The following is an 18,680-nucleotide window of genomic DNA, read 5'->3' as shown; positions in this document are numbered from 1 at the left end:
CGGTCGGGCGACTTTCAATGGCGCTGTCGGGATTGCAGGGTGCCCCTACCGCCCCTGGGTGAGGTAGCGGGCGGGGACGGCGTCGGTGAGCCACACCCCGTTGGCACTGCGGTGGAAGACATGCCCGTCGCGGGCCATCGTCGCCGCGTCCACGGTGAAGACCACCACGGCCCCGCCCCGCCGCGCGCCGACCCGGCGGGCGGTCTCGACGTCCGACGAGAGGTGGACGTGGTGACGATTGCCCCGGTGCAGCCCGGTGGCCCGGATCGGGTCGAGGGCGGCGGTGCCGGTGCCGTGGTACAGCCGGTCGGGCGGGACCGCCGGTGGCAACCCCAGCTCGACCGGGATGGAGTGGCCCTGGTTGGCCCGGATCCGTTCGGCCCCGTCGGGGCCGCGTTCCACCGCGAAGCGCTGCTTGTCGCTCTCGGCGACCACCATGTCGAGCACGTCCCGCCCCACCCGCAGGGCGGCCAGCAGGTCGTCGACCAGGACCCACCCGGCCTGGTCCGGTGTGAGGCCCAGGCGGTGCGGCTCGTGTCGCAGCGCCCGGGACATCCGCTTGCTCAACTTGACCTTGGCGCGGTGATCCATCCCGGAATTGTGGCCGAGGCCGCCGCGCCGTTCCACGCATTTTCCACGCGCCGACCGGGGTCCGCCCGGGCGCCACCGTCGCCGGGGCACCGCCCGGCCGGCCGGGCCGCCGGCCGGGGAAAAACGGGGCCCGGGGCCGGGGCCGACTGCTAACCTCTCGCGTTGACGCGGAACCAGCACCGGGAGGCCGACCGTGCCCAGGGAGACCGGACGCACCCTCGTCGCGTCGAACAAGAAGGCGCGCCACGACTACGACATCCTCAAGACGTACGAGGCGGGGCTGGTGCTCGCCGGCACCGAGGTGAAGTCGCTGCGGGCCGGGCGGGTCTCGCTCGTCGACGCCTTCGCCCAGGAACGCGACGGCGAACTGCTCCTCTACGGCCTGCACATCGCCGAGTACGCCTTCGGCACCTGGACGAACCACCAACCCCGCCGGACCCGCAAGCTGCTGCTGCGCCGGATCGAGATCGACCGGATTCTCGACCGGCTGCGCGACGGCGGCCTGACCCTCGTGCCGCTGTCGCTGTACTTCTCCAACGGCTGGGCCAAGGTCGAGCTGGGCCTGGCCAAGGGCCGCAGGTCGTACGACAAGCGGCAGGTGATCGCCGAGCGGGACGCCGACCGGGAGATCGCCCGGGAGTTGGGTCGCCGGCTCAAGGGCGCCCGCGCCCGCCGCGCCTGACCCCGCGCCCGACGCCTCCTCCCCGGCCCCCACCGAGGGTGATGCCGGGCTTCCCATGATCCACTTTGCGCCACGATGCCCGACCAGAGGTACCCACCGGCCCCAGCACAAAACGGCATCTCTTCCGGTACGCGCTGTGCGGGCGACACCGCCATCCCTTCGGTGGTGTCAAGGCACCGGGGCGGTGCTTGTCAACCCTTCACGCAGACCACCTGCTTGAGGTGGGCGACCACCTCGACCAGGTCCTCCTGCTGGGCCATCACCTGCCTGATGTCCTTGTACGCGGCGGGAATCTCATCGACCACCCCGGCGTCCTTGCGGCACTCCACCCCGGCGGTCTGCCGCACCAGGTCGGCCGTGTTGTACGTCCGCTTCGCCTGCCCACGCGACATCCGCCGCCCGGCCCCGTGCGAGGCCGAGCAGTACGCGTCGGGGTTCCCCTTGCCGCGCACGATGTAGGACCCGGTGCCCATCGAGCCGGGGATGATGCCGAGGTCCCCGGCGCCGGCCCGGATCGCGCCCTTGCGGGTGACCAGCACGTCCAGCCCGTCGTACGTCTCCTCCGCCACGTAGTTGTGGTGGCAGCTGATCGGCTCGTCGAAGCCGACCTGCGGGAACTCGTCGCGAACCACGTTGCAGAGCAGTGCCAGCATCACCGCACGATTGCGGCGGGCGTACTCCTGCGCCCACCACAGGTCCCGCCGGTACGCCTCCATCTCCGGCGTGCCGGCGAGAAAGACCGCCAGGTCCCGGTCGGGCAGCCCGGCGTTGTGCGGCAGCCCTCGCGCGATGCCGATGTGCCGCTCCGCCAACTCCTTGCCGATGTTGCGCGAACCGGAGTGCAGCATCAGCCAGACCCGGCCGGCCTCGGGGCCGCCCTGCTCCAGGCAGACCTCGATGAAGTGGTTGCCACCGCCGAGGGTGCCCAGCTGCCGCTGGGCCCGGGTCTCCAGCTGGGCCACCCGCTTGTCGAGGGCGCCGAAGCGCTCCCAGAAGTCGGCCCAGCCGCGCTGCTCCAGCCCTCGCACCCGGCGCGGGTCGACCGGGTCGGCGCGCTTGGCGAAGCCGACCGGGATGGTGGCCTCGATCGCGGAGCGCAGCCCGGCGAGGTCGTCGGGCAGGTCGGCCGCGGTGAGCGAGGTCCGCACGGCCGACATGCCGCAGCCGATGTCCACCCCGACGGCCGCCGGGGAGACCGCCTGGCGCATCGCGATCACCGAGCCGACGGTGGCGCCCTTGCCGAAGTGGACATCGGGCATGACGGCGACGCCCTCGACCCACGGCAGGGCGCCGATGTTGCGCAGCTGCTGGGCGGCCTGCGGCTCGATGGCGTACGGGTCGGTCCAGACCCGGACCGGCGCCCGGGTGCCCGGAAGCGGGGTGAAGGACATGGGGGTTCTCCTCGGTGGGAGCGGGCCCGGTTTGGGCCCTGGAGAGCCCACCGAACGTAGGTGAGCGGCCCGACGCCCGCAACGGATATCGGGCTGCGGCCGGGTGCGCCGTCCATACTTCGGGCGGGTCGGCCAAGTGCGGAGAGCGACCGCCGCCAATCCGGTATCGTCGGCAACCGGAACGAGAGGCGCTGCGACGGGTACGGCCCGCCACGCTCGTCCCGGAACAACCGACAAGGGCGCCTCCGAGACATCGGAGGTGTCGGGATGGGCTTGTCATCCACTGATGTCGATGCAGCATCGGTGCTGCGTCGACTGCTGGGCGAGCGGATCGCGGTGCTCGACGGGGCGTGGGGCACGATGCTCCAGGACGCCCGGCTCGCCCCCGCCGACTACCGCGGCGACCTGATCGGCGCCGACCACCCGTACGACGTGACGGGCGATCCCGACCTGCTCAACCTGACCCGACCGGACCTCGTCCGGGACGTGCACCGGCAGTACCTGGCCGCGGGCGCCGACATCACCACGACCAACACGTTCACGGCCACCAGCATCGGCCAGGCCGACTACGGGCTCCAGGCACTGGTACGCGACATGAACGTGCGCGGCGCGCAGCTGGCCCGGGAGGCGGCCGACGAGGCGGGCGGACGGCTCGTCGCCGGCTCCGTCGGCCCCCTGAACGTCACCCTGTCGCTGTCGCCACGGGTCGACGACCCGGCGTACCGGACGGTCAGCTTCGACGAGGTCAAGGCCGCGTACGCGGAGCAGATCGAGGCACTGGCCTCCGGCGGCGTGGACCTGCTGCTCGTCGAGACGATCTTCGACACGCTCAACGCGAAGGCCGCGATCGCGGCCGCCCGGGAGGTGGCGCCGCAGCTGCCGCTCTGGATCTCGGTGACGATCGTGGACCTGAGCGGCCGCACCCTGTCCGGGCAGACCGTCGAGGCGTTCTGGCGCTCGGTCGAACACGCCGAGCCGCTGGTCGTCGGCGTGAACTGCTCGCTGGGCGCGGCGGAGCTGCGACCGCACGTGGCGGAGCTGTCCCGCCTCGCCGGCACGTACGTCGCCGCGCACCCGAACGCCGGGCTGCCCAACGCGTTCGGCGGCTACGACCAGACGCCGGAGCAGACCGCCGAGCTGCTCGCGGAGTTCGCCGCCTCGGGGCTGGTCAACATCGTCGGCGGCTGCTGCGGCACCACCCCGGCGCACATCGCCGACATCGCGGCGGCGGTGCGGGGCGGTGCGCCGCGCCGCGTGCCGCAGCCGGTGCCGGCGACCCGGTTCAGCGGGCTGGAGCCGTTCACGATCGGGCCCGACACCGGGTTCGTGCTGATCGGCGAACGGACGAACGTGACCGGCTCGGCGAAGTTCCGTCGGCTGATCGAGGCCGAGAACCACCAGGCGGCGGTCGACGTGGCGGTGGAGCAGGTACGCGGCGGCGCGAACCTGCTGGACGTGAACATGGACGCCGACCTGCTCGACAGCGAACGGGCGATGACCACCTTCCTGAACCTCGTCGCGACCGAGCCCGAGGTGGCTCGGATCCCGATCATGATCGACAGTTCGCGGTGGAGCGTGCTGGAGGCCGGCCTGCGCTGCGTGCAGGGCAAGGGGGTGGTCAACTCGATCAGCCTCAAGGAGGGCGAGGAGCCGTTCCTGGAGCAGGCCAGCGTCATCCGCGGCTACGGCGCCGGCGTGGTCGTCATGGCGTTCGACGAGCGCGGCCAGGCCGACACCGTCGACCGGAAGGTGTCCATCTGCGGTCGCGCGTACGACCTGCTGGTGCACCGGGCCGGGTTCGCGCCGGAGGACATCATCTTTGACCCGAACGTGCTGGCCGTGGCCACGGGCATCGCCGAGCACAACGGCTACGCGAAGGCGTTCCTCGAGGCACTGCCGTTGATCAAGCAGCGCTGCCCGGGCGCGCGCACCAGCGGGGGCATCTCGAACCTGTCGTTCGCCTTCCGGGGCAACGACGTGGTGCGCGAGGCGATGCACTCGGCGTTCCTGTTCTACGCCGTGCGCGCCGGGCTGGACATGGGCATCGTCAACGCCGGTCAGCTCGCCGTCTACCAGGACATCCCCGCCGACCTGCTGGAGCTGGTCGAGGACGTGATCTTCGACCGGCGGCCCGACGCCACCGACCGGCTGGTGACCTTCGCGTCGACGGTCACCGGCTCGGCCACCCGCCGCGAGGTCGACCTGGCCTGGCGCGACGCCCCGGTCGCCGAGCGCCTGACGTACGCGCTGGTGCACGGCATCGTCGACCACGTCGAGGCCGACACCGAGGAGGCGCGGCAACTGCTCGACCGGCCCCTGGACGTCATCGAGGGCCCGCTGATGGACGGCATGAAGGTCGTCGGCGACCTGTTCGGCGCCGGGAAGATGTTCCTGCCGCAGGTGGTCAAGAGCGCCCGGGTGATGAAGCGGTCGGTCGCCTACCTGGAGCCGTTCATGGCCGGGGAGAGGGCCGCCGGGCAGGGCCGGGGCAAGGTCGTCCTCGCCACGGTGAAGGGCGACGTGCACGACATCGGCAAGAACATCGTCGGGGTGGTCCTCGGCTGCAACAACTACGAGGTCGTCGACCTGGGCGTCATGGTCCCCGCCGCCAGGATCCTGGACACGGCCGTCGCGGAGGGCGCCTGCGCCGTCGGCCTCTCCGGGCTGATCACCCCGTCGCTGGACGAGATGGTCGCCGTCGCCACCGAGATGCGGCACCGGGGGCTGCGGCTGCCGCTGCTCATCGGCGGGGCGACCACGTCACGACAGCACACGGCGGTGCGGATCGCCCCCGCGTACGAGGGGCCGACCGTGCACGTGCTCGACGCGTCGCGGGTGGTCGGCGTGGTGTCCGACCTGCTCGACCCGGGTCGCGCGCAGGCCCTCGACGTTGCCAACCGCGCCGACCAGCAGCGGCTGCGCGAGCAGCACGCCGACCGGCGCTCCCGGCCGCTGCTCACCCTCGCCCAGGCCCGCGCCAACCGCGAGCGGGTCGACTTCGCCGACCTGCCCGTGCCCGCCTTCACCGGCGTGCACACCGTCGAGCCGACCCTCGCCGAGCTGCGGGGAATGATCGACTGGCAGTTCCTCTTCCTGGCCTGGGAGCTGAAGGGGAAGTTCCCGGCGATCCTGCGCCAGCCCGTCGCCCGCGAGCTCTACGACGACGCCACCGAGATGCTCGACAAGATCATTGCCGACGGGTCGCTGCGGGCGCGCGGCGTCCACGGCTTCTGGCCCACGCACGCCGAGGGTGACGACATCGTCATCGACGTCGACGGCGGGGTGCGCCTGCCGATGCTGCGCCAGCAGACCGCGAAGCCGGAGGGGCGCGCCAACCGGTGCCTCGCCGACTACGTCGCGCCGGCCGGCGACCACCTCGGCGGCTTCGCCGTCGCCGTGCACGGTGCCGAGGAGCTGGCCGCCCGGTACGAGGCCGAGCACGACGACTATCGCGCGATCATGGTCAAGGCCCTCGCGGACCGGCTCGCCGAGGCGTCCGCCGAGCACCTGCACCTGCGGGTGCGGCGCGCCTGGTTCGAGCCCGACGCCGACCCCGCCGTGGAGGACCTGCACGCCGAGCGGTTCCGCGGCATCCGCCCCGCGCTCGGCTACCCGGCCAGCCCAGACCACAGCGAGAAGAGGGAGCTGTTCGCGCTCCTCGACGCCGGGGCGGTCGGGCTCGGCCTGACGGAGTCGTACGCGATGACCCCGGCCGCGGCCGTCAGCGGCCTGATCTTCGCCCACCCCGACGCGCGCTACTTCACCGTCGGGCGGATCGGGCGCGACCAGACGGAGGAGTACGCGGCCCGGCGCGGCATGCCCCTCGCCGAGGTCGAACGGTGGCTGCGGCCGAACCTCGCCTACGAGGCCTGAACGCGGGCCGGCCGCACGGTGAGGAAGGGGAAGCGGGCGGCGAGGTCCGCCAGCGGCACGCCGCCGCGCCATACGTCCACGACCTGCACGACGGGCAGCAGGTCGCAGGCGTCGCCGTGGGCCTCGACCCGCCCGCCCTCCGAAAGGTTGATCATGAAGTAGCGGGCGTCGGAGCCGAGGCGCACGTGGACCGAGCCCCGGTCGCACGCCATCGCTGCCTGCGTGTACCGGCTGCGGCCGCTGTCTCCGGCGCTCAGCCGACCCACGTCGAGCCCGTGGCGGGCCGCCGTCGCCGCCAGCGCGGAGGCGAGCCCGCCCTGCTCCACCAGGTCCGGGTAGAGGCGTACACCCAACGCCGTCGACACGTCGCTCATCACTGACCACACTTCCTTGTGACGGAACCAGCAGCGCGGACGTTACCGCCTTGTTAACGACGGATCTACCCTGGTGGCCGCGCCCCCGTGGCTCAGATCGACGAGCGGGCCACCGGGACGTCGAAGTACGTGTCGGGGTACGGCTCGTCGACGTACCGGTAGTGCCACCACTCGCGCGGGTAGTTGGCGAAGCCGTTCTCGGTCATCAGCCGCTTCAGCAGCTCGCGGTTGCGCTGGGCGGTCTCGGTGATCCGGCGGTCGGCGGTGTGGGCGCGCGGGTCGAAGCAGTCGTAGCCGGTGCCCATGTCGACGCCGTTGTCCGCGAAGCGTTCGCCCGCCGGGGCGGTGCACGACACCAGGCGCTCGCCGGGGACGAACGGGCGCTGGGTGGGCGGCGGGTCGGCGACCAGGGTCAGGTCCACGGTGCTGCCCCGGCTGTGGGCGGTGGGCGCGCCGAGGTAGCCCTCGTCGAACAGCCTGGACTTCGCCACGGCGGGGTAGAACTCGGCCTTCATCCGCTCCTCGCCGGGGCGCTTCCCCCAGGCCACGAAGTCGTCCACGGCCGGCTGGGGGCGGTAGCAGTCGTACACTTTCAGGCGGTGCCCGCTGCCGCGGGCGTCCTCCTGCACCCGGCGCAGCGCCTCGGCGGCGGGCCGGGTGAGCAGGCACAGCGGCTCCCGGTAGCCGGCGATCGGCCGGCCGACGAAGTTGTGCGCGGTGGCGTACCGGATGTCGGCGTCGATCGTCGGATCCACGTCGGCGAGGTCGACGAACCCGGCCGGGGCCCGCGCCTGCGCGGGCGTCGCGGTGGGCGTGACCGGGGTCGGGGCCGGGGTCGGCGACGCCGCGCGCTCCGACGCCGGGCAGGCGGCCAGCAACGCGACGAGCGACACGGCGGCGGCGAGGGCGGCGGGCCACCCTGCCCGGCCCACCCGCCCCCGCCGCCGCCTCATCGGTCCTGTCTATCAGGGTTCGTCCCGGCGCGGCCGGCCCTCCGGCTCAGTGCCCGCGCTTCGCCTTGCGGATCTCCACCGGCAGGGCGGGCGCCCCGTCGACCGGGGCCGGGTCCTCGGCCGTGGGGGCGATACCGCCGGCCGCGATCCGGTCCAGGGTGGCCAGGCCGGCGGCGTCCACCTCGCCGAAGACGGTGTAGTTGGGGCGCAGCGCAGAATTGGCGTACACCAGGAAGAACTGGCTGCCGTTGGTGTCCGGGCCGGCGTTGGCCATCGCCAGCAGGCCCCGGGCGTAGACCCGGCGCACACCGGTGGGGTCCGTCGGGGCGGGCGGCAGGTCCGTGGGCAGCTCGTCGGCGTACCGGTAACCCGGCCCGCCCTCGCCCGTGCCCGACGGGTCGCCGCACTGGAGCACGCTCAGCGTCGGGTAGGCGGTCAGCCGGTGGCACGACGTGCGGTCGTAGAAGCGGTGCCGGGTCAGGTGCAGGAAGCTCTGCACCGTGCAGGGGGCCTGCTCGCGGTCGAGGGTCAGCCCGATCGGGCCCTGGTTCGTGTGCAGGGTGACCCGGACCGTGCCGTGGCCCGGCGTCCGGCGCGGGTCCGGCGGCAACGGCACCGGCCGGGCGGCCGGCTCGTCCGGGGTCTCGGTGTACGCGCACGGGCCGGGGGTCGTCCCCGGTGACACGGCGGGGGCCATGACCGGGCCGGCCGGAGCGGCGACAGCGGCGACAGCGACGACGCCGTTGCCGCCGACCAGGGCGGTGGCGAGCAGCGCGATGCCGGTGAGGCGGGACAGCGTCCGCGACCGGTAGGAACGGATCGGGTACGGCGGGGCCGGCCGCCGACGGGGTGACCTCGACACGGGGCGTCCTCCTGGGTGCGTGACTCCAGAAAGATCGCAGTCTATGGTTCGCGGTGCCCTCCTGTCGACGGCGACACCCGCCCACGGGACACGACGGAGCCCGGGCTGCTGCCGGCCAGCCGGTTGACTCCTCCTGATCCGTCAGGCCCGGCGGTGCCTACGGCGCAGGAACACGGCGGTGAGCAGGGCGACCACCACGACGACGAGCACCGCCGCGACCGGCCACGGAACGACCCAGCCGGCGCGGGCGGCCCGGTGGGCGGCCGCCGCGCGGGGCTCGGGGGTGACCGCCGGGCCGACCGACACCGACGCCGTCGGCGCGCCGTTGGTGGTCGTCTCTCCCGGGGAGACGAGGCGGCCGACAACGGCGTCCCGGGGCAGCGAGAAGCCCCAGTCCAGCAGGGTGGCACCCTGTTCCCAGCCGCGCATCGGACTCGGCTCGGCCCCGAGCAACGTGACCACCAGCCGGCGTCCGCCGCGCTGCGCCGCGCCGACGTACGTGTGCCGGGCGTAGTCGGTGAAGCCGGTCTTGCCGCCCAGCGCCCCCGGGTAGCGGTAGATGAGCTGGTTCTCGTTCTGAATCTGGAAGCCCTTCTTCCGCAGGGCCGGCTGGGCGGGAATCCGGGCACTCTCGGTCAGCGCGAGCCGGCGGAAGGTGGGGTCCGCGAAACAGACCCGGGCGATCAGCGCCAGGTCGTACGCGCTGGTGAACTGGCCCGGCCCGTCGAGCCCGGACGGCGTGACCGCGTGGGTCTGGAGCGCGCCGAGGCGCTGGGCCTCGCCGTTCATCGCCCGCACCCCGCCGGCCACGCCGTCGGTGCCGCCGACGAGGCGGGCCAGCACGTTGGCCGCCTCGTTGCCCGACTGCAGGAGCAGTCCCAGGAAGACGGTCTCGACGGTGTACCGGCCGCCCTCCAACAGACCGACGGCCGAGCTGCCGGGGGCGATGTCGAGGTCCTCGTGGGTCACCGTCACCACCTGCTTCGGGTCCAGCCTCGGCAGAGCGGTCGCCGTCAGCAGGAGCTTCTGCACGCTGGCCGGGGTGGCGTACTCGTGCGGGCCGCAGCCGCCGAGCACCTCACCGGTGTCCAGGTCGGCGACCAGCCAGGAGGTGGCGGTGACCGCCGGCGGGCCGGCCGTGCCGGCCGGCGCGACGAGCCCCCGCGTGGCCAGTGCGGCGCCACCCACCGTCTGCTGCTGCGGCACCGCCTGCGGCGGCGTGGGCCGCGGGGAGCGCGACACCTTCGGCGCCTGCGCCTTCGGGCAGGGCACCGTCGCCGCGGCCCGGCTGGCCGGCGCGGCGGTGGCCGGGACAGCCGGCCCGGCGCCGAACAGGAGGAGGACGACCGCGACGGCGGCCGGCACCGGGGCTCTCATGCCCAGCACCCTAATGCCCCGTCCGTCGGCGTCCGCCGGGGCGGTGACACGCCGGGCGGGGGAAACCGCGCCGGCTTGGCCGTCCCTGCACTGATCGTCGCGTCCGTCTCCTCCATCCGGGGTGCGGTCAGCGGCGTACCCGTCGCACCCACCGCCGCTGCCAGGGCGTCTCCACCGCCCGTGGGTGGTAGTGCTCCCGTACCCAGGCGACCGCGTCCGCAGCCGGCAGCCCGTCGAGCACGGCCAGCGCGGCCAACGCGGTGCCGGTCCGCCCGATCCCGCCCGCGCAGGCCACCTCGACCCGCTCTCCGGCGTACGCCCGGCGCAGCGCCTCGCCCAGCGCGTCCAGCGCGTCCGCCCGGTCCACCGGCAGCAGGAAGTCCGGCCAGCGGACGCGCCGGTGCGTCCAGGCCGGCGCGGGCCCGGGCGCCAGCAGCAGCGCGAAGTCGGCGGGCGAGGCCGGATCGTCACCGACCCTGCGTCCGCGCACCAACGCCCCGCCCGGCAGTACGACCACCCCGGGGCTTCCCGCCCACCCAGTCTTCTCACCCATCCGCCCATTCTCCAACCGGGACGCCGGGACACGGGTACGCCGCTGGCCGGGTCCCCGTCGTCGGGGACCCGGCCAGTGCTGTTCGGTTGGTCGGGGGTCAGCTGTTCCAGTGCTCGGCGACGAGGTCGGCGGCGAACTGCTCCCACTGGGCGTACGCGTCAGGGTACGCCGAGACCTGCACGGTCTGAGCGGCCTCGGTCAGCGGCATGTCCTGCCACCCGTCGACCTGCTTGAGGCCCTTGAGGAACGCCAGCGTCGAGTACTCCGCGTCGGTGATCTGCTCCACGGTGCCCCACCCACTGGACGGGCGCTGCTGGAACAGGCCCTGCGAGTCGTGGTCGTTACGGTCACCCAGGTGACCCAGGTTCTCCAACTTCGACTCCTGCAAGGCGGTACCGATGGAGATCACCGCGGCCCGCTCGTCCAGGCCGGCCTTCTTCGTCGCGGCGATGATCGCCGCCACGTTCCCCGTCTGCTCACTGTCCAGCGAGATCGTCGACTGCTCACCCTGCACACCGTGCGGAATGAGCTTGCCGGTGTCCACGGCCGGCTTGTCGGCCTGCGCCGCGACCGCCACCGGCGCCGCCTCGACAGCAGGACCGGCAGTGGTGGAGTGGTTCATCGGGCCGGCGGCGAGACCACCGGCGAACGCCAGACCAGCAATACCCAACACGCTCTTACGCAGCATCGTGTTCATCAGAAAAGCTCCATTCGGGGGTTCGACACCCACCACCCCGGGGGGGACCAGGGTCAAGCAGGTGTGAGCACCACGACCGGCGCCCAGAAGAAACAATCAGGGGGGAGAGAAACCCGGGGAGGCTCGAACGGCTCGTCGCCCGGACCATGTGTAACGACCGGCGCCCGCCCCGCATTCCACTGCCGGGCCACTACCGGGGCCCTTACGGGCTCCCGGCCGGGCCGGCCTCGGCGGGGGCGTCCTACTCGATCGTCTGCCAGGTATAACGACCCGGCCCCGCCCACGATTCCGCCCCCAGGATGTCCCCGGTCACCCGCAGAACCGGACATTCGGCACAACCAGCCCCATCCGTCACCGAGGATCCGGACGTACGGGACGCCCGATCGGGGCCAACCGAAGCGGTGCGGGCTGGGGTACCACCCCCGGCGGGTCGACCCGGATCGAACCGCCGGCAACGTCCGCGCAGCCCCGACCAGGCGTTACCCTGGCACCATGCAGGGCGTAGTCTCCCCCACCTCGACCGGCCTGGCCTTCCTGGCCCGACCCGGCCGACCCGCCGTCGTCACCGCGACCCTGACCGAGCTGAGCGGCCCCACCCGGGGGCTCGTCGAGCTGCCCGTGCGGTTGATGTGGAACACCGAGCGCACCTTCGACCTCGGTGACCCGGACGACCTGCTCTGGATGTACGAGAACGTGCTCCGCGAGACCACCCGCGCCGCCGACCTGCGCGAGCTGGTCAACGGCCGCCTGCTGCGCCAGGTCTGGTGCCTGCTCAACCTGCCCCGGGGCGTCCGCGACGCGTGGGAACACCGCCACCGGGTGCTGCGCGGCGACCCCGCCTCGTGGCGAAGCCGGCGCAGCGAGCCGGCCCTGCCGACGGCGTGAGCGACCCCGTCGCGCCGGACGAGTTCTACCGCGAGGTCGCCCGGGTGGCGCTGTCGGTCGCCGGCCGGCACCGGTTCGTGCTCGGCGGGGGCGTCGCGTGGGCGGCGCACGGGCTGCTCTCCCGCCCGACGGAGGACGTGGACCTCTTCGCCGACGTCGAGGGGGCGGCCGCGGCCGCGGCGACCGGGGTACGAACGGCGTTGGAGCGCGCCGGCTTCGAGGTGACCGACGCGGACCCGGACAGCGACCTCGGGGAGCTGTTCGCCGGGTTCGACCGGGACATGAAGGACTTCGTGGTGAGCCGGGGACCGCGACAGATCCGGCTGAGCCTGGGCCGGCTCGACCGGTACCGCAGCCCGGTGGTGATGGACCTCGGGCCGGTGATGGACGTGCGGGACCTGGTGGCGAACAAGACGGCCGCGCTGGTCAACCGGCGGGAGGTCCGGGACTTCATCGACGTGGGCGCCGTCATTGAGCACTATCCCGTGGCGGAGTTGCTCGACCTGGCCCGACAGTTGGATCCCGCGCTGGACCCGGAGGACGTGCGGGCCGCGGGTCGCTACCTGGACCGGCTGCCCGACCGGCGGTTCGCCCGGTACGGGCTGGACGCGGCGCAGGTGGCCCGGCTGCGGGCCAGATTGGCCGGCTGGCCCCGCTGAGGCCCTGGTGAGGCCCCTCTGGTGAGGCCCTGGTGCGCCTGGCACGTCTCGGGCTGCTGTGGCAGGAGGGACGAGGGCTCGTTATGGTGCGCGAGGGCGCCTCACGAGGCGCTTCCCCCATCGAAAGGCACCTCATGACCTCCTCCTCCGGCGCGTCGCGCCGCCAGGTGCTGGCCGTCGCGGCCGCCGCCGCGACCGCACCCCTGATCGCGGGCGCACCCGCGCAGGCGGCCGGGTCCAAGGGCCCGAAGACCTGGGACCTGACGATCCTGGGCACCTCGGACACCCACGGTAACGTCTACAACTGGGACTACTACTCCGACGCCGAGTACGACGACAGCAAGCACAACGACGTCGGCGTCGCGAAGCTGGCCACCCTGGTCAACCAGATCCGCGCGGAGCGCCGGGGCCGGGCGACGCTGGTTCTCGACGCCGGTGACACCATCCAGGGCACTCCGCTGGCCACCTACTACGCCAAGCAGGAGCCGATCACCGCCACCGGTGAGACGCACCCGATGGCCAACGCGATGAACATCCTGAAGTACGACGCGGTGACGCTGGGCAACCACGAGTTCAACTACGGCCTGCCGCTGCTGGCGAAGTGGATCGGGCAGCTCGGCTTCCCGGCCCTCGCCGCGAACGCGGTCAACGAGGCGACCGGTAAGCCGGCGTACCTGCCGTACGTGATCAAGGAGGTCCGGCTCGGCGGGCACGGTGCGCCGAAGCTGAAGGTCGGCATTCTCGGCCTGACCAACCCGGGTGTGGCGATCTGGGACAAGTCCAACGTCGAGGGCAAGCTGGTCTTCGCCGACATGGTGGCCACCGCCGCCAGGTGGGTGCCGGTGATGCGGGCGCGCGGCGCCGACGTCGTCGTCGTCTCCGCGCACGGCGGGGACAGCGGCACCTCCAGCTACGGCCCGGAGCTGCCGAACGAGAACCCCTGCACGATGATCGCCGAGCGGGTCCCGGGCATCGACGCGATCCTCTTCGGCCACGCGCACAACGAGGTCGTCGAGAGGTTCGTGACGAACACGCGGACCGGCGCGCAGGTGCTGCTTACCGAGCCGTCCAAGTGGGGCCAGCGCCTCACCCGGATGGACTTCGCCCTCACCCGGGAGCGGGGCCGCTGGAATATCGTCGGCAAGCACGCCACCATGCTGAACACCAACACCGTGGTCGAGGACCCGGCGATCCTCGCGGCCGTGCGCGGCCAGCACGGCAAGACCGTCACGTACGTCAACACGGTGGTCGCCCAGTCGACCGTGGAGTTGTCGGCGGCCGAGTCACGGTACCGGGACACCCCGATCCTGGACTTCATCAACCACGTCCAGACCGAGGTGGTCACGGCGGCGATGGCCGGCACGGCGTACGCGGGGCTGCCGGTGCTGTCGATCGCGGCGCCGTTCAGCCGCACCGCGGTCTTCCCCGCCGGTGACGTGCGCATCCGCGACGTCGCCGGGCTCTACGTCTTCGACAACACCCTCGAGGCCGTGGTGCTCACCGGCGCCGAGGTGCGGACCTACCTGGAGTACTCGGCGAAGTACTTCACCACCCTCGCCGTCGGCGCCCCGGTCGACCCGGCCACGATCAGTGACCCGGCCGTCCCGGACTACAACTACGACGTCTTCTCCGGCATCGACTACGACATCGACGTCAGCAGGCCGGTCGGCCAGCGGATCACCCGCCTGGTGCGGCCCGGCACCGACACCCCGGTCGCCGGCGACGCGCAGTTCGTGGTCGCGGTGAACAACTACCGGCGCAGCGGCGGCGGCAACTTCCCCGGGATCGTGAAGACCCAGGTCTACAACGCACAGCAGGAGATCCGCCAGCTCCTGATCGACTGGGCGAAGGACCGGGGCACCATCGACCCGGCCGACTTCTCCGTGCCGAACTGGAAGCTGGTCCGCGCGGGCGTGCCGGTCTTCTGACCCGGCGCGGAGCCGACGCTCACCGGGAGCCGACCGGTGTCGGGCGGACCTGGCGGGCTGGCGGGAGCCGGTCCAGCAGTGCCAGCGCCGCCCGCACCGGCGCCCGGTTCAGCGTCTCGTCGAAGCTCGCCCGCCCCTGGCAGAACCGGACGAACATCCGCCACCCGGGCGGGGTGGCCAGCAGGGCGTGGAAGACGTCCGGCCGGCGGGAGAAGACCTCCAGCAGCCGGTGTCCGGCCCGCATCGACGGGACCAGGTCCCGCTCCACGGCGCGCTGGTAGCCGGCCAGGTCGCCGTGGGCGACGGCCGCACCGGCGAGCGCGCCGGAGCGCAGCGCGTAGCTGATCCCCTCCCGACTCCACGGCTCCAGCAGGCCGGCCGCGTCCCCGGCGACCAGCACCCGGCCGTGGCGCAGCGGCGAGTCGTCCGCGCGGCAGCGGGTCAGGTGCCCGGAGTCGTGCTCCGGGGTCACCCCGGTCAGCCCGAGCCGGTCGACGAAGTCGCGCAGGTACTCCCGGGTCCGCTCCCCCTCGCCCCGGCCGGCGATCACCCCCACGGTGAGCCGGTCGCCCTTGGGGAAGACCCACGCGTACGAGCCGGGGACCGCGCCCCAGTCCAGCAGCAGCCGCCCGCGCCAACGGCGCTGCTCCGCCTCGGGCACCGTCAGCTCCAACTCCAGGCCGAGGTCGACCTGTCGGTACCGGACGCCGGCGTGTCTGGCGGTCACCCCGGACGAGCCGTCGGCACCGATCACCGCGCGGGCATGCACGGTGTCACCGTCGGCGAGCCGCAGGCGTACCCGATCGGGGTCCTGCTCCAGGGCGCGGACCGCGACCCGCTCGCGAACCTCGGCCCCGGCGGCGACCGCGGCAGCGCGCAGCCGGTCGTCGAACTCGTCGCGGCGCACCATCGCGATGAGTGGGCCGTCGGGGTTGTGGCGGGTGAACTCACGCCGCCCGTCCCGGGTGAAGGTCACCCGGTCCACCTGGTCGTGCGCCGGCACGTCGATCCGGTCGCCGATTGCGGCCAGGGAGGTGCCGATCAGGCCACCACCGCAGGTCTTGTACCGGGGGTGAGCGGCGCGCTCGACGACCAGGGTGCGCAGCCCGGCGCGGGCCGCTACGTGGGCGGCGGAGAGCCCGGCGGGGCCTCCACCGACGACAGCGAGATCCCAGATGATCACGGATGCAGCCTAGGGCACCGGCCCACGGGCGGCCCGGCGGCGCAGCGGGCGCGGCTCGCGCGGAAGCGTCCATCCGACGGGCATCAACGGCGGGGCTGCGGGTACCCGGAGCGCAGTCCGCCCCCTCACGGGGGCCACGTCGAGGAGGAACCATGCAGCAGGTACGGCTGTCGGACGTCGAGGAACGGGTATACCAGGCGGTGGCCACGCTGGAGGCCCGGGGGCAGGTTCCCTACCCCGACCTGATCGCCCAGGAGTCGGGGTTGCCGCAGGACGCGATCCACGCGCCGCTGCACATGCTGACCGAGAAGAACCTCCTGCACCGGGAGGACTCCCCCATGGCAGGGCTGGACTTCGGCCCGCGCTGGTGTGCCCGCCAGATGGCGTGAACGGGCACCGGGGTGGCGGTTTGCCCTCCGGCGCCCCGGGTAGCGATCGGGAATGCGTGATCGACGGCCGGCGGAGGGCCCCGCCATGAGCGCCGCACGGCCGGACCGGCCGACGGACGAGGGCGAGCGCGCCGACCGCATCGACGACCGCCGACGCTGGCAGGCCCTCGGAGTCGGGCTGGTCGCCTCCTTCATGACGCTGCTCGACGTGAGCATCGTCAACGTCGCCGTACCCTCCATCGACCGGGCGCTCGGCGCGAGCCCGAGCGACCTCCAGTGGGTCCTGTCCGGGTACGCGCTCACCTTCGGCCTGGTCCTGGTGCCCGCCGGGCGGTTCGGCGACGCCCGCGGGCGGCGCAACGCCTTCGTCCTCGGGATCGCCCTGTTCACCCTGACCAGCGCGCTGGCGGGCCTGGCCCGCTCGCCGGAGTGGCTGATCGCCGCCCGGCTGTTGCAGGGCGCCGCCGCCGGCATCGTCAATCCCCAGGTGAGCGGCCTGATCCAGCAACTGTTCCGGGGGCCGGAGCGGGCCCGGCCGTTCGGCCTGCTCGGCACGACCATCGGCATCTCCACCGCGATCGGGCCGCTGCTCGGCGGGTTACTTATCCAGGCCGGCGGCGAGCAGCACGGCTGGCGGTGGGTCTTCTTCGTCAACGTACCGGTGGGCATCGTCGCGATGGCGCTCGGCTGGCGGCTGCTGCCGGCCACGCCGACCGGTGGGCGCCGCCGGGACCGCCTCGACCCGGTCGGGGTGCTGCTGCTCGGCGTCGGTGTGGTGCTCCTGCTGCTGCCGCTGGTGCAGCGGGAGCAGTGGCACAGCCCGTGGAAGTGGGCGCTGGTCCCGGCCGGCCTGGCCGTGCTCGCCGGCTTCGGCCTCTGGGAACGCCGGTACGCCCGCACGCGGACGCCGCTGTTCGACCTTCGGCTGTTCGGGTTCCGCTCGTACACGCTGGGGTCGCTGATCGCGCTGGTCTACTTCGGCGGCTTCACCGCGATCTTCTTCATCTTCACCCTGTACCTGCAGAACGGCCTCGGTTACAGCGCGCTGCTCGCCGGGCTGGCGATCACGCCGTTCGCCCTCGGCTCGGCCGCCGCGTCCGCGCTGGGCGGTCGGATCGTCAACCGGTATGGCCGTCCGCTGGTCGCCGTGGGCCTGCTCGTCGTGGTGCTCGGCCTGGGCGCGGTGGTGTTCGTGCTCCGCGGCGACCCGCACGGCTCGGTGCCCCTGGTCACGGCGGTGCCGCTGCTGGTCGCCGGGGTGGGCAGCGGCCTGGTCATCGCCCCGAACCAGACCCTCACCCTGTCCCAGGTGCCGGTGGCGCAGGCGGGCAGCGGCGCGGGGATGCTCCAGACCGGTCAGCGGATCGGCTCCGCCGCCGGCATCGCCGCCGTCGGGTCGGTCTTCTTCTCGTCGCTGGCGGACACGGACGGAAACTGGTCGGCGGCGTTCCGGCACTCGTTGCTGCTGGCCACCGGCATCGTCGCGCTCGCCCTGGTCGCCGCCCTGGTCGACATCGGGCGCAGTCGCCGCGATCGGCAGGCCCCCGCACCGACGGCCGACGACGGTGCCCGCCGGTGAACAACCCGGCGGGCACCGTCACTGGTAGGTAGCTCGGGCACGGCCCGGCTCAGGATTTGTCAGTTCGTCCCCGCGTCCAGGCGGCGACGACGCCAGGCCAGCCCGGCGAGCGTCAGCACCACACCGACGCCGAGCAGACCGCCACCGACGGTGAGCGACGTGCCGATGATGCTGTCACCGGTCACCGGCAGCCGGCTGGGCGTGGGCTGGGAACGCGGGAGCACGGTGAGGGTCGCGCTGGCCGTCCTGCCGGTGGTGAGGCCGACGGCCGTGAAGGTGAGCCGGCCGGTGACGCTCGGGGTGTAGGGGACGGAGAACCGTCCCGCCGCATCTGCCTGCACCGTGAACAGCAACGGCGCCGCCGCCTGGTATGCCACCGGTGCCATCGCGACGGTGCTGCCGTCGCCGCGGCGGGCCGGCGCCTGGTTACGCTGGCCGATGGCGAGTGGCGCCGACGACACGGCGTGCTGGACCGCCTCGTTCAGCCCGAACCCGGCCCCGGTCAGGGTGGCGGTCTCACCGATGATGATCGTCGACGGATTCACCGTCAGCACGGGTGGCTGCGGCGGGTACGCCGTCGGTTGTGAGTTCGGCTGCGACGGTGTCGGCTGCGGCTGCGCCGCCCCCGCCCCTGTCGGCGCGGCCACGACGGCGAGGCCGACCGTGAGCGCCATGATGATGCGGGTTAGCCGCATGATTGGTTC

17 protein-coding genes and 1 riboswitch are annotated in these 18,680 nt (G+C 73.1%); of the genes, 7 read left to right on the top strand and 10 right to left on the bottom strand.

All coding sequences use genetic code 11. The annotated features are described in order from the left end of the window. Window positions 1-45: 45 nt before the first annotated feature. Window positions 46-591, bottom strand: coding sequence for an RNA 2'-phosphotransferase (locus SNR22_RS21850; protein ID WP_320068495.1), 546 nt, complete (start codon window positions 589-591; stop codon window positions 46-48). A gap of 193 nt (window positions 592-784) precedes the next feature. Here SNR22_RS21850 and smpB point away from each other — a divergent pair, with 193 nt between their 5' ends. Beyond that, on the top strand, window positions 785-1,273 hold the full coding sequence (smpB, locus tag SNR22_RS21845; RefSeq protein ID WP_320068494.1) for an SsrA-binding protein SmpB: 489 nt from the start codon (window positions 785-787) through the stop codon (window positions 1,271-1,273). A gap of 191 nt (window positions 1,274-1,464) precedes the next feature. On the opposite strand, the gene SNR22_RS21840 is transcribed toward smpB, so the two are convergent. Then, entirely contained in the window at window positions 1,465-2,664 is a 1,200-nt protein-coding gene (locus SNR22_RS21840; protein ID WP_320068493.1) for an RtcB family protein, read from the bottom strand. Between the two features lie 177 nt (window positions 2,665-2,841). Next, window positions 2,842-2,916, top strand: a riboswitch (S-adenosyl-L-homocysteine riboswitch). A gap of 15 nt (window positions 2,917-2,931) precedes the next feature. Here SNR22_RS21840 and metH point away from each other — a divergent pair. After that, window positions 2,932-6,537 (top strand): methionine synthase, encoded by a 3,606-nt coding sequence (gene metH, locus SNR22_RS21835; protein ID WP_413775682.1) that lies wholly within the window; start codon window positions 2,932-2,934, stop codon window positions 6,535-6,537. On the opposite strand, the gene SNR22_RS21830 is transcribed toward metH, so the two are convergent. The 6 genes from SNR22_RS21830 to SNR22_RS21805 all read right to left on the bottom strand — a co-directional run bounded on the left by SNR22_RS21830 (window position 6,525) and on the right by SNR22_RS21805 (window position 11,353). Next, a complete protein-coding gene (locus tag SNR22_RS21830; RefSeq protein WP_320068492.1) occupies window positions 6,525-6,911 on the bottom strand; it encodes a hypothetical protein in 387 nt (128 codons plus the stop codon). The two genes, metH and SNR22_RS21830, sit on opposite strands and share 13 nt — an antisense overlap. 92 nt (window positions 6,912-7,003) lie before the next feature. Further along, entirely contained in the window at window positions 7,004-7,864 is an 861-nt protein-coding gene (locus SNR22_RS21825) for a M15 family metallopeptidase (RefSeq protein ID WP_320068491.1), read from the bottom strand. 46 nt (window positions 7,865-7,910) lie between these two features. Then, window positions 7,911-8,726 carry a peptidylprolyl isomerase gene (locus tag SNR22_RS21820; protein ID WP_320068490.1) on the bottom strand — a complete coding sequence of 272 codons (816 nt, stop codon included), beginning with the start codon at window positions 8,724-8,726 and terminating at the stop codon, window positions 7,911-7,913. A 141-nt stretch (window positions 8,727-8,867) separates the two neighbouring features. After that, window positions 8,868-10,103 (bottom strand): D-alanyl-D-alanine carboxypeptidase family protein, encoded by a 1,236-nt coding sequence (locus tag SNR22_RS21815; protein ID WP_320068489.1) that lies wholly within the window; start codon window positions 10,101-10,103, stop codon window positions 8,868-8,870. A gap of 127 nt (window positions 10,104-10,230) precedes the next feature. Further along, on the bottom strand, window positions 10,231-10,656 hold the full coding sequence (locus SNR22_RS21810) for a protein phosphatase (RefSeq protein ID WP_320068488.1): 426 nt from the start codon (window positions 10,654-10,656) through the stop codon (window positions 10,231-10,233). 97 nt (window positions 10,657-10,753) lie between these two features. Next, a complete protein-coding gene (locus tag SNR22_RS21805; RefSeq protein WP_320068487.1) occupies window positions 10,754-11,353 on the bottom strand; it encodes a hypothetical protein in 600 nt (199 codons plus the stop codon). A gap of 492 nt (window positions 11,354-11,845) precedes the next feature. On the opposite strand from SNR22_RS21805, the gene SNR22_RS21800 reads away from it, so the two are divergent. The 3 genes from SNR22_RS21800 (at window position 11,846) to SNR22_RS21790 (ending at window position 14,825) form a co-directional block, all read left to right on the top strand. Next, complete coding sequence (locus SNR22_RS21800; protein ID WP_320068486.1) at window positions 11,846-12,238, top strand: hypothetical protein; 393 nt, start codon at window positions 11,846-11,848, stop codon at window positions 12,236-12,238. Next, window positions 12,235-12,897, top strand: a complete 663-nt coding sequence (locus SNR22_RS21795) for a nucleotidyl transferase AbiEii/AbiGii toxin family protein (RefSeq protein WP_320068485.1) — start codon at window positions 12,235-12,237, stop codon at window positions 12,895-12,897. The genes SNR22_RS21800 and SNR22_RS21795 overlap by 4 nt, the downstream gene beginning before the upstream one ends. 134 nt (window positions 12,898-13,031) lie before the next feature. Continuing rightward, window positions 13,032-14,825 (top strand): bifunctional metallophosphatase/5'-nucleotidase, encoded by a 1,794-nt coding sequence (locus SNR22_RS21790; RefSeq protein WP_320068484.1) that lies wholly within the window; start codon window positions 13,032-13,034, stop codon window positions 14,823-14,825. A 19-nt stretch (window positions 14,826-14,844) separates the two neighbouring features. Here SNR22_RS21790 and SNR22_RS21785 read toward each other — a convergent pair whose 3' ends face one another. Then, on the bottom strand, window positions 14,845-16,008 hold the full coding sequence (locus SNR22_RS21785; RefSeq protein WP_320068483.1) for a geranylgeranyl reductase family protein: 1,164 nt from the start codon (window positions 16,006-16,008) through the stop codon (window positions 14,845-14,847). A gap of 152 nt (window positions 16,009-16,160) precedes the next feature. Here SNR22_RS21785 and SNR22_RS21780 point away from each other — a divergent pair, with 152 nt between their 5' ends. Together SNR22_RS21780 and SNR22_RS21775 are read left to right on the top strand one after the other, a co-directional pair. Next, on the top strand, window positions 16,161-16,397 hold the full coding sequence (locus SNR22_RS21780) for a hypothetical protein (protein WP_320068482.1): 237 nt from the start codon (window positions 16,161-16,163) through the stop codon (window positions 16,395-16,397). Window positions 16,398-16,482: 85 nt separating this feature from the next. Further along, the gene (locus tag SNR22_RS21775; RefSeq protein ID WP_320068481.1) at window positions 16,483-17,976 is read left to right on the top strand and encodes an MFS transporter; all 1,494 of its coding nucleotides are present in this window, start codon (window positions 16,483-16,485) and stop codon (window positions 17,974-17,976) included. A 59-nt stretch (window positions 17,977-18,035) separates the two neighbouring features. Here SNR22_RS21775 and SNR22_RS21770 read toward each other — a convergent pair whose 3' ends face one another. After that, window positions 18,036-18,671 carry a hypothetical protein gene (locus SNR22_RS21770; RefSeq protein WP_320068480.1) on the bottom strand — a complete coding sequence of 212 codons (636 nt, stop codon included), beginning with the start codon at window positions 18,669-18,671 and terminating at the stop codon, window positions 18,036-18,038. Between the last annotated feature and the right edge of the window lie 9 nt (window positions 18,672-18,680).

Origin of the sequence: Micromonospora sp. RTGN7, assembly GCF_033804645.1 — a bacterium.
Lineage (GTDB): Bacteria > Actinomycetota > Actinomycetes > Mycobacteriales > Micromonosporaceae > Micromonospora.
This window is presented reverse-complemented; position numbering and strand designations above follow the sequence as displayed.

What these genes read in the sequence shown, in the direction of transcription:
- SNR22_RS21850 (WP_320068495.1), bottom strand. Translation starts at nt 591, where the DNA reads ATGGATCACCGCGCCAAGGTCAAGTTGAGCAAGCGGATGTCCCGGGCG.
- SNR22_RS21840 (WP_320068493.1), bottom strand. Translation starts at nt 2,664, where the DNA reads ATGTCCTTCACCCCGCTTCCGGGCACCCGGGCGCCGGTCCGGGTCTGG.
- metH (WP_413775682.1), top strand. Translation starts at nt 2,932, where the DNA reads ATGGGCTTGTCATCCACTGATGTCGATGCAGCATCGGTGCTGCGTCGA.
- SNR22_RS21830 (WP_320068492.1), bottom strand. Translation starts at nt 6,911, where the DNA reads ATGAGCGACGTGTCGACGGCGTTGGGTGTACGCCTCTACCCGGACCTG.
- SNR22_RS21825 (WP_320068491.1), bottom strand. Translation starts at nt 7,864, where the DNA reads ATGAGGCGGCGGCGGGGGCGGGTGGGCCGGGCAGGGTGGCCCGCCGCC.
- SNR22_RS21815 (WP_320068489.1), bottom strand. Translation starts at nt 10,103, where the DNA reads ATGAGAGCCCCGGTGCCGGCCGCCGTCGCGGTCGTCCTCCTCCTGTTC.
- SNR22_RS21810 (WP_320068488.1), bottom strand. Translation starts at nt 10,656, where the DNA reads ATGGGTGAGAAGACTGGGTGGGCGGGAAGCCCCGGGGTGGTCGTACTG.
- SNR22_RS21805 (WP_320068487.1), bottom strand. Translation starts at nt 11,353, where the DNA reads ATGAACACGATGCTGCGTAAGAGCGTGTTGGGTATTGCTGGTCTGGCG.
- SNR22_RS21800 (WP_320068486.1), top strand. Translation starts at nt 11,846, where the DNA reads ATGCAGGGCGTAGTCTCCCCCACCTCGACCGGCCTGGCCTTCCTGGCC.
- SNR22_RS21790 (WP_320068484.1), top strand. Translation starts at nt 13,032, where the DNA reads ATGACCTCCTCCTCCGGCGCGTCGCGCCGCCAGGTGCTGGCCGTCGCG.
- SNR22_RS21780 (WP_320068482.1), top strand. Translation starts at nt 16,161, where the DNA reads ATGCAGCAGGTACGGCTGTCGGACGTCGAGGAACGGGTATACCAGGCG.
- SNR22_RS21775 (WP_320068481.1), top strand. Translation starts at nt 16,483, where the DNA reads ATGAGCGCCGCACGGCCGGACCGGCCGACGGACGAGGGCGAGCGCGCC.
- SNR22_RS21770 (WP_320068480.1), bottom strand. Translation starts at nt 18,671, where the DNA reads ATGCGGCTAACCCGCATCATCATGGCGCTCACGGTCGGCCTCGCCGTC.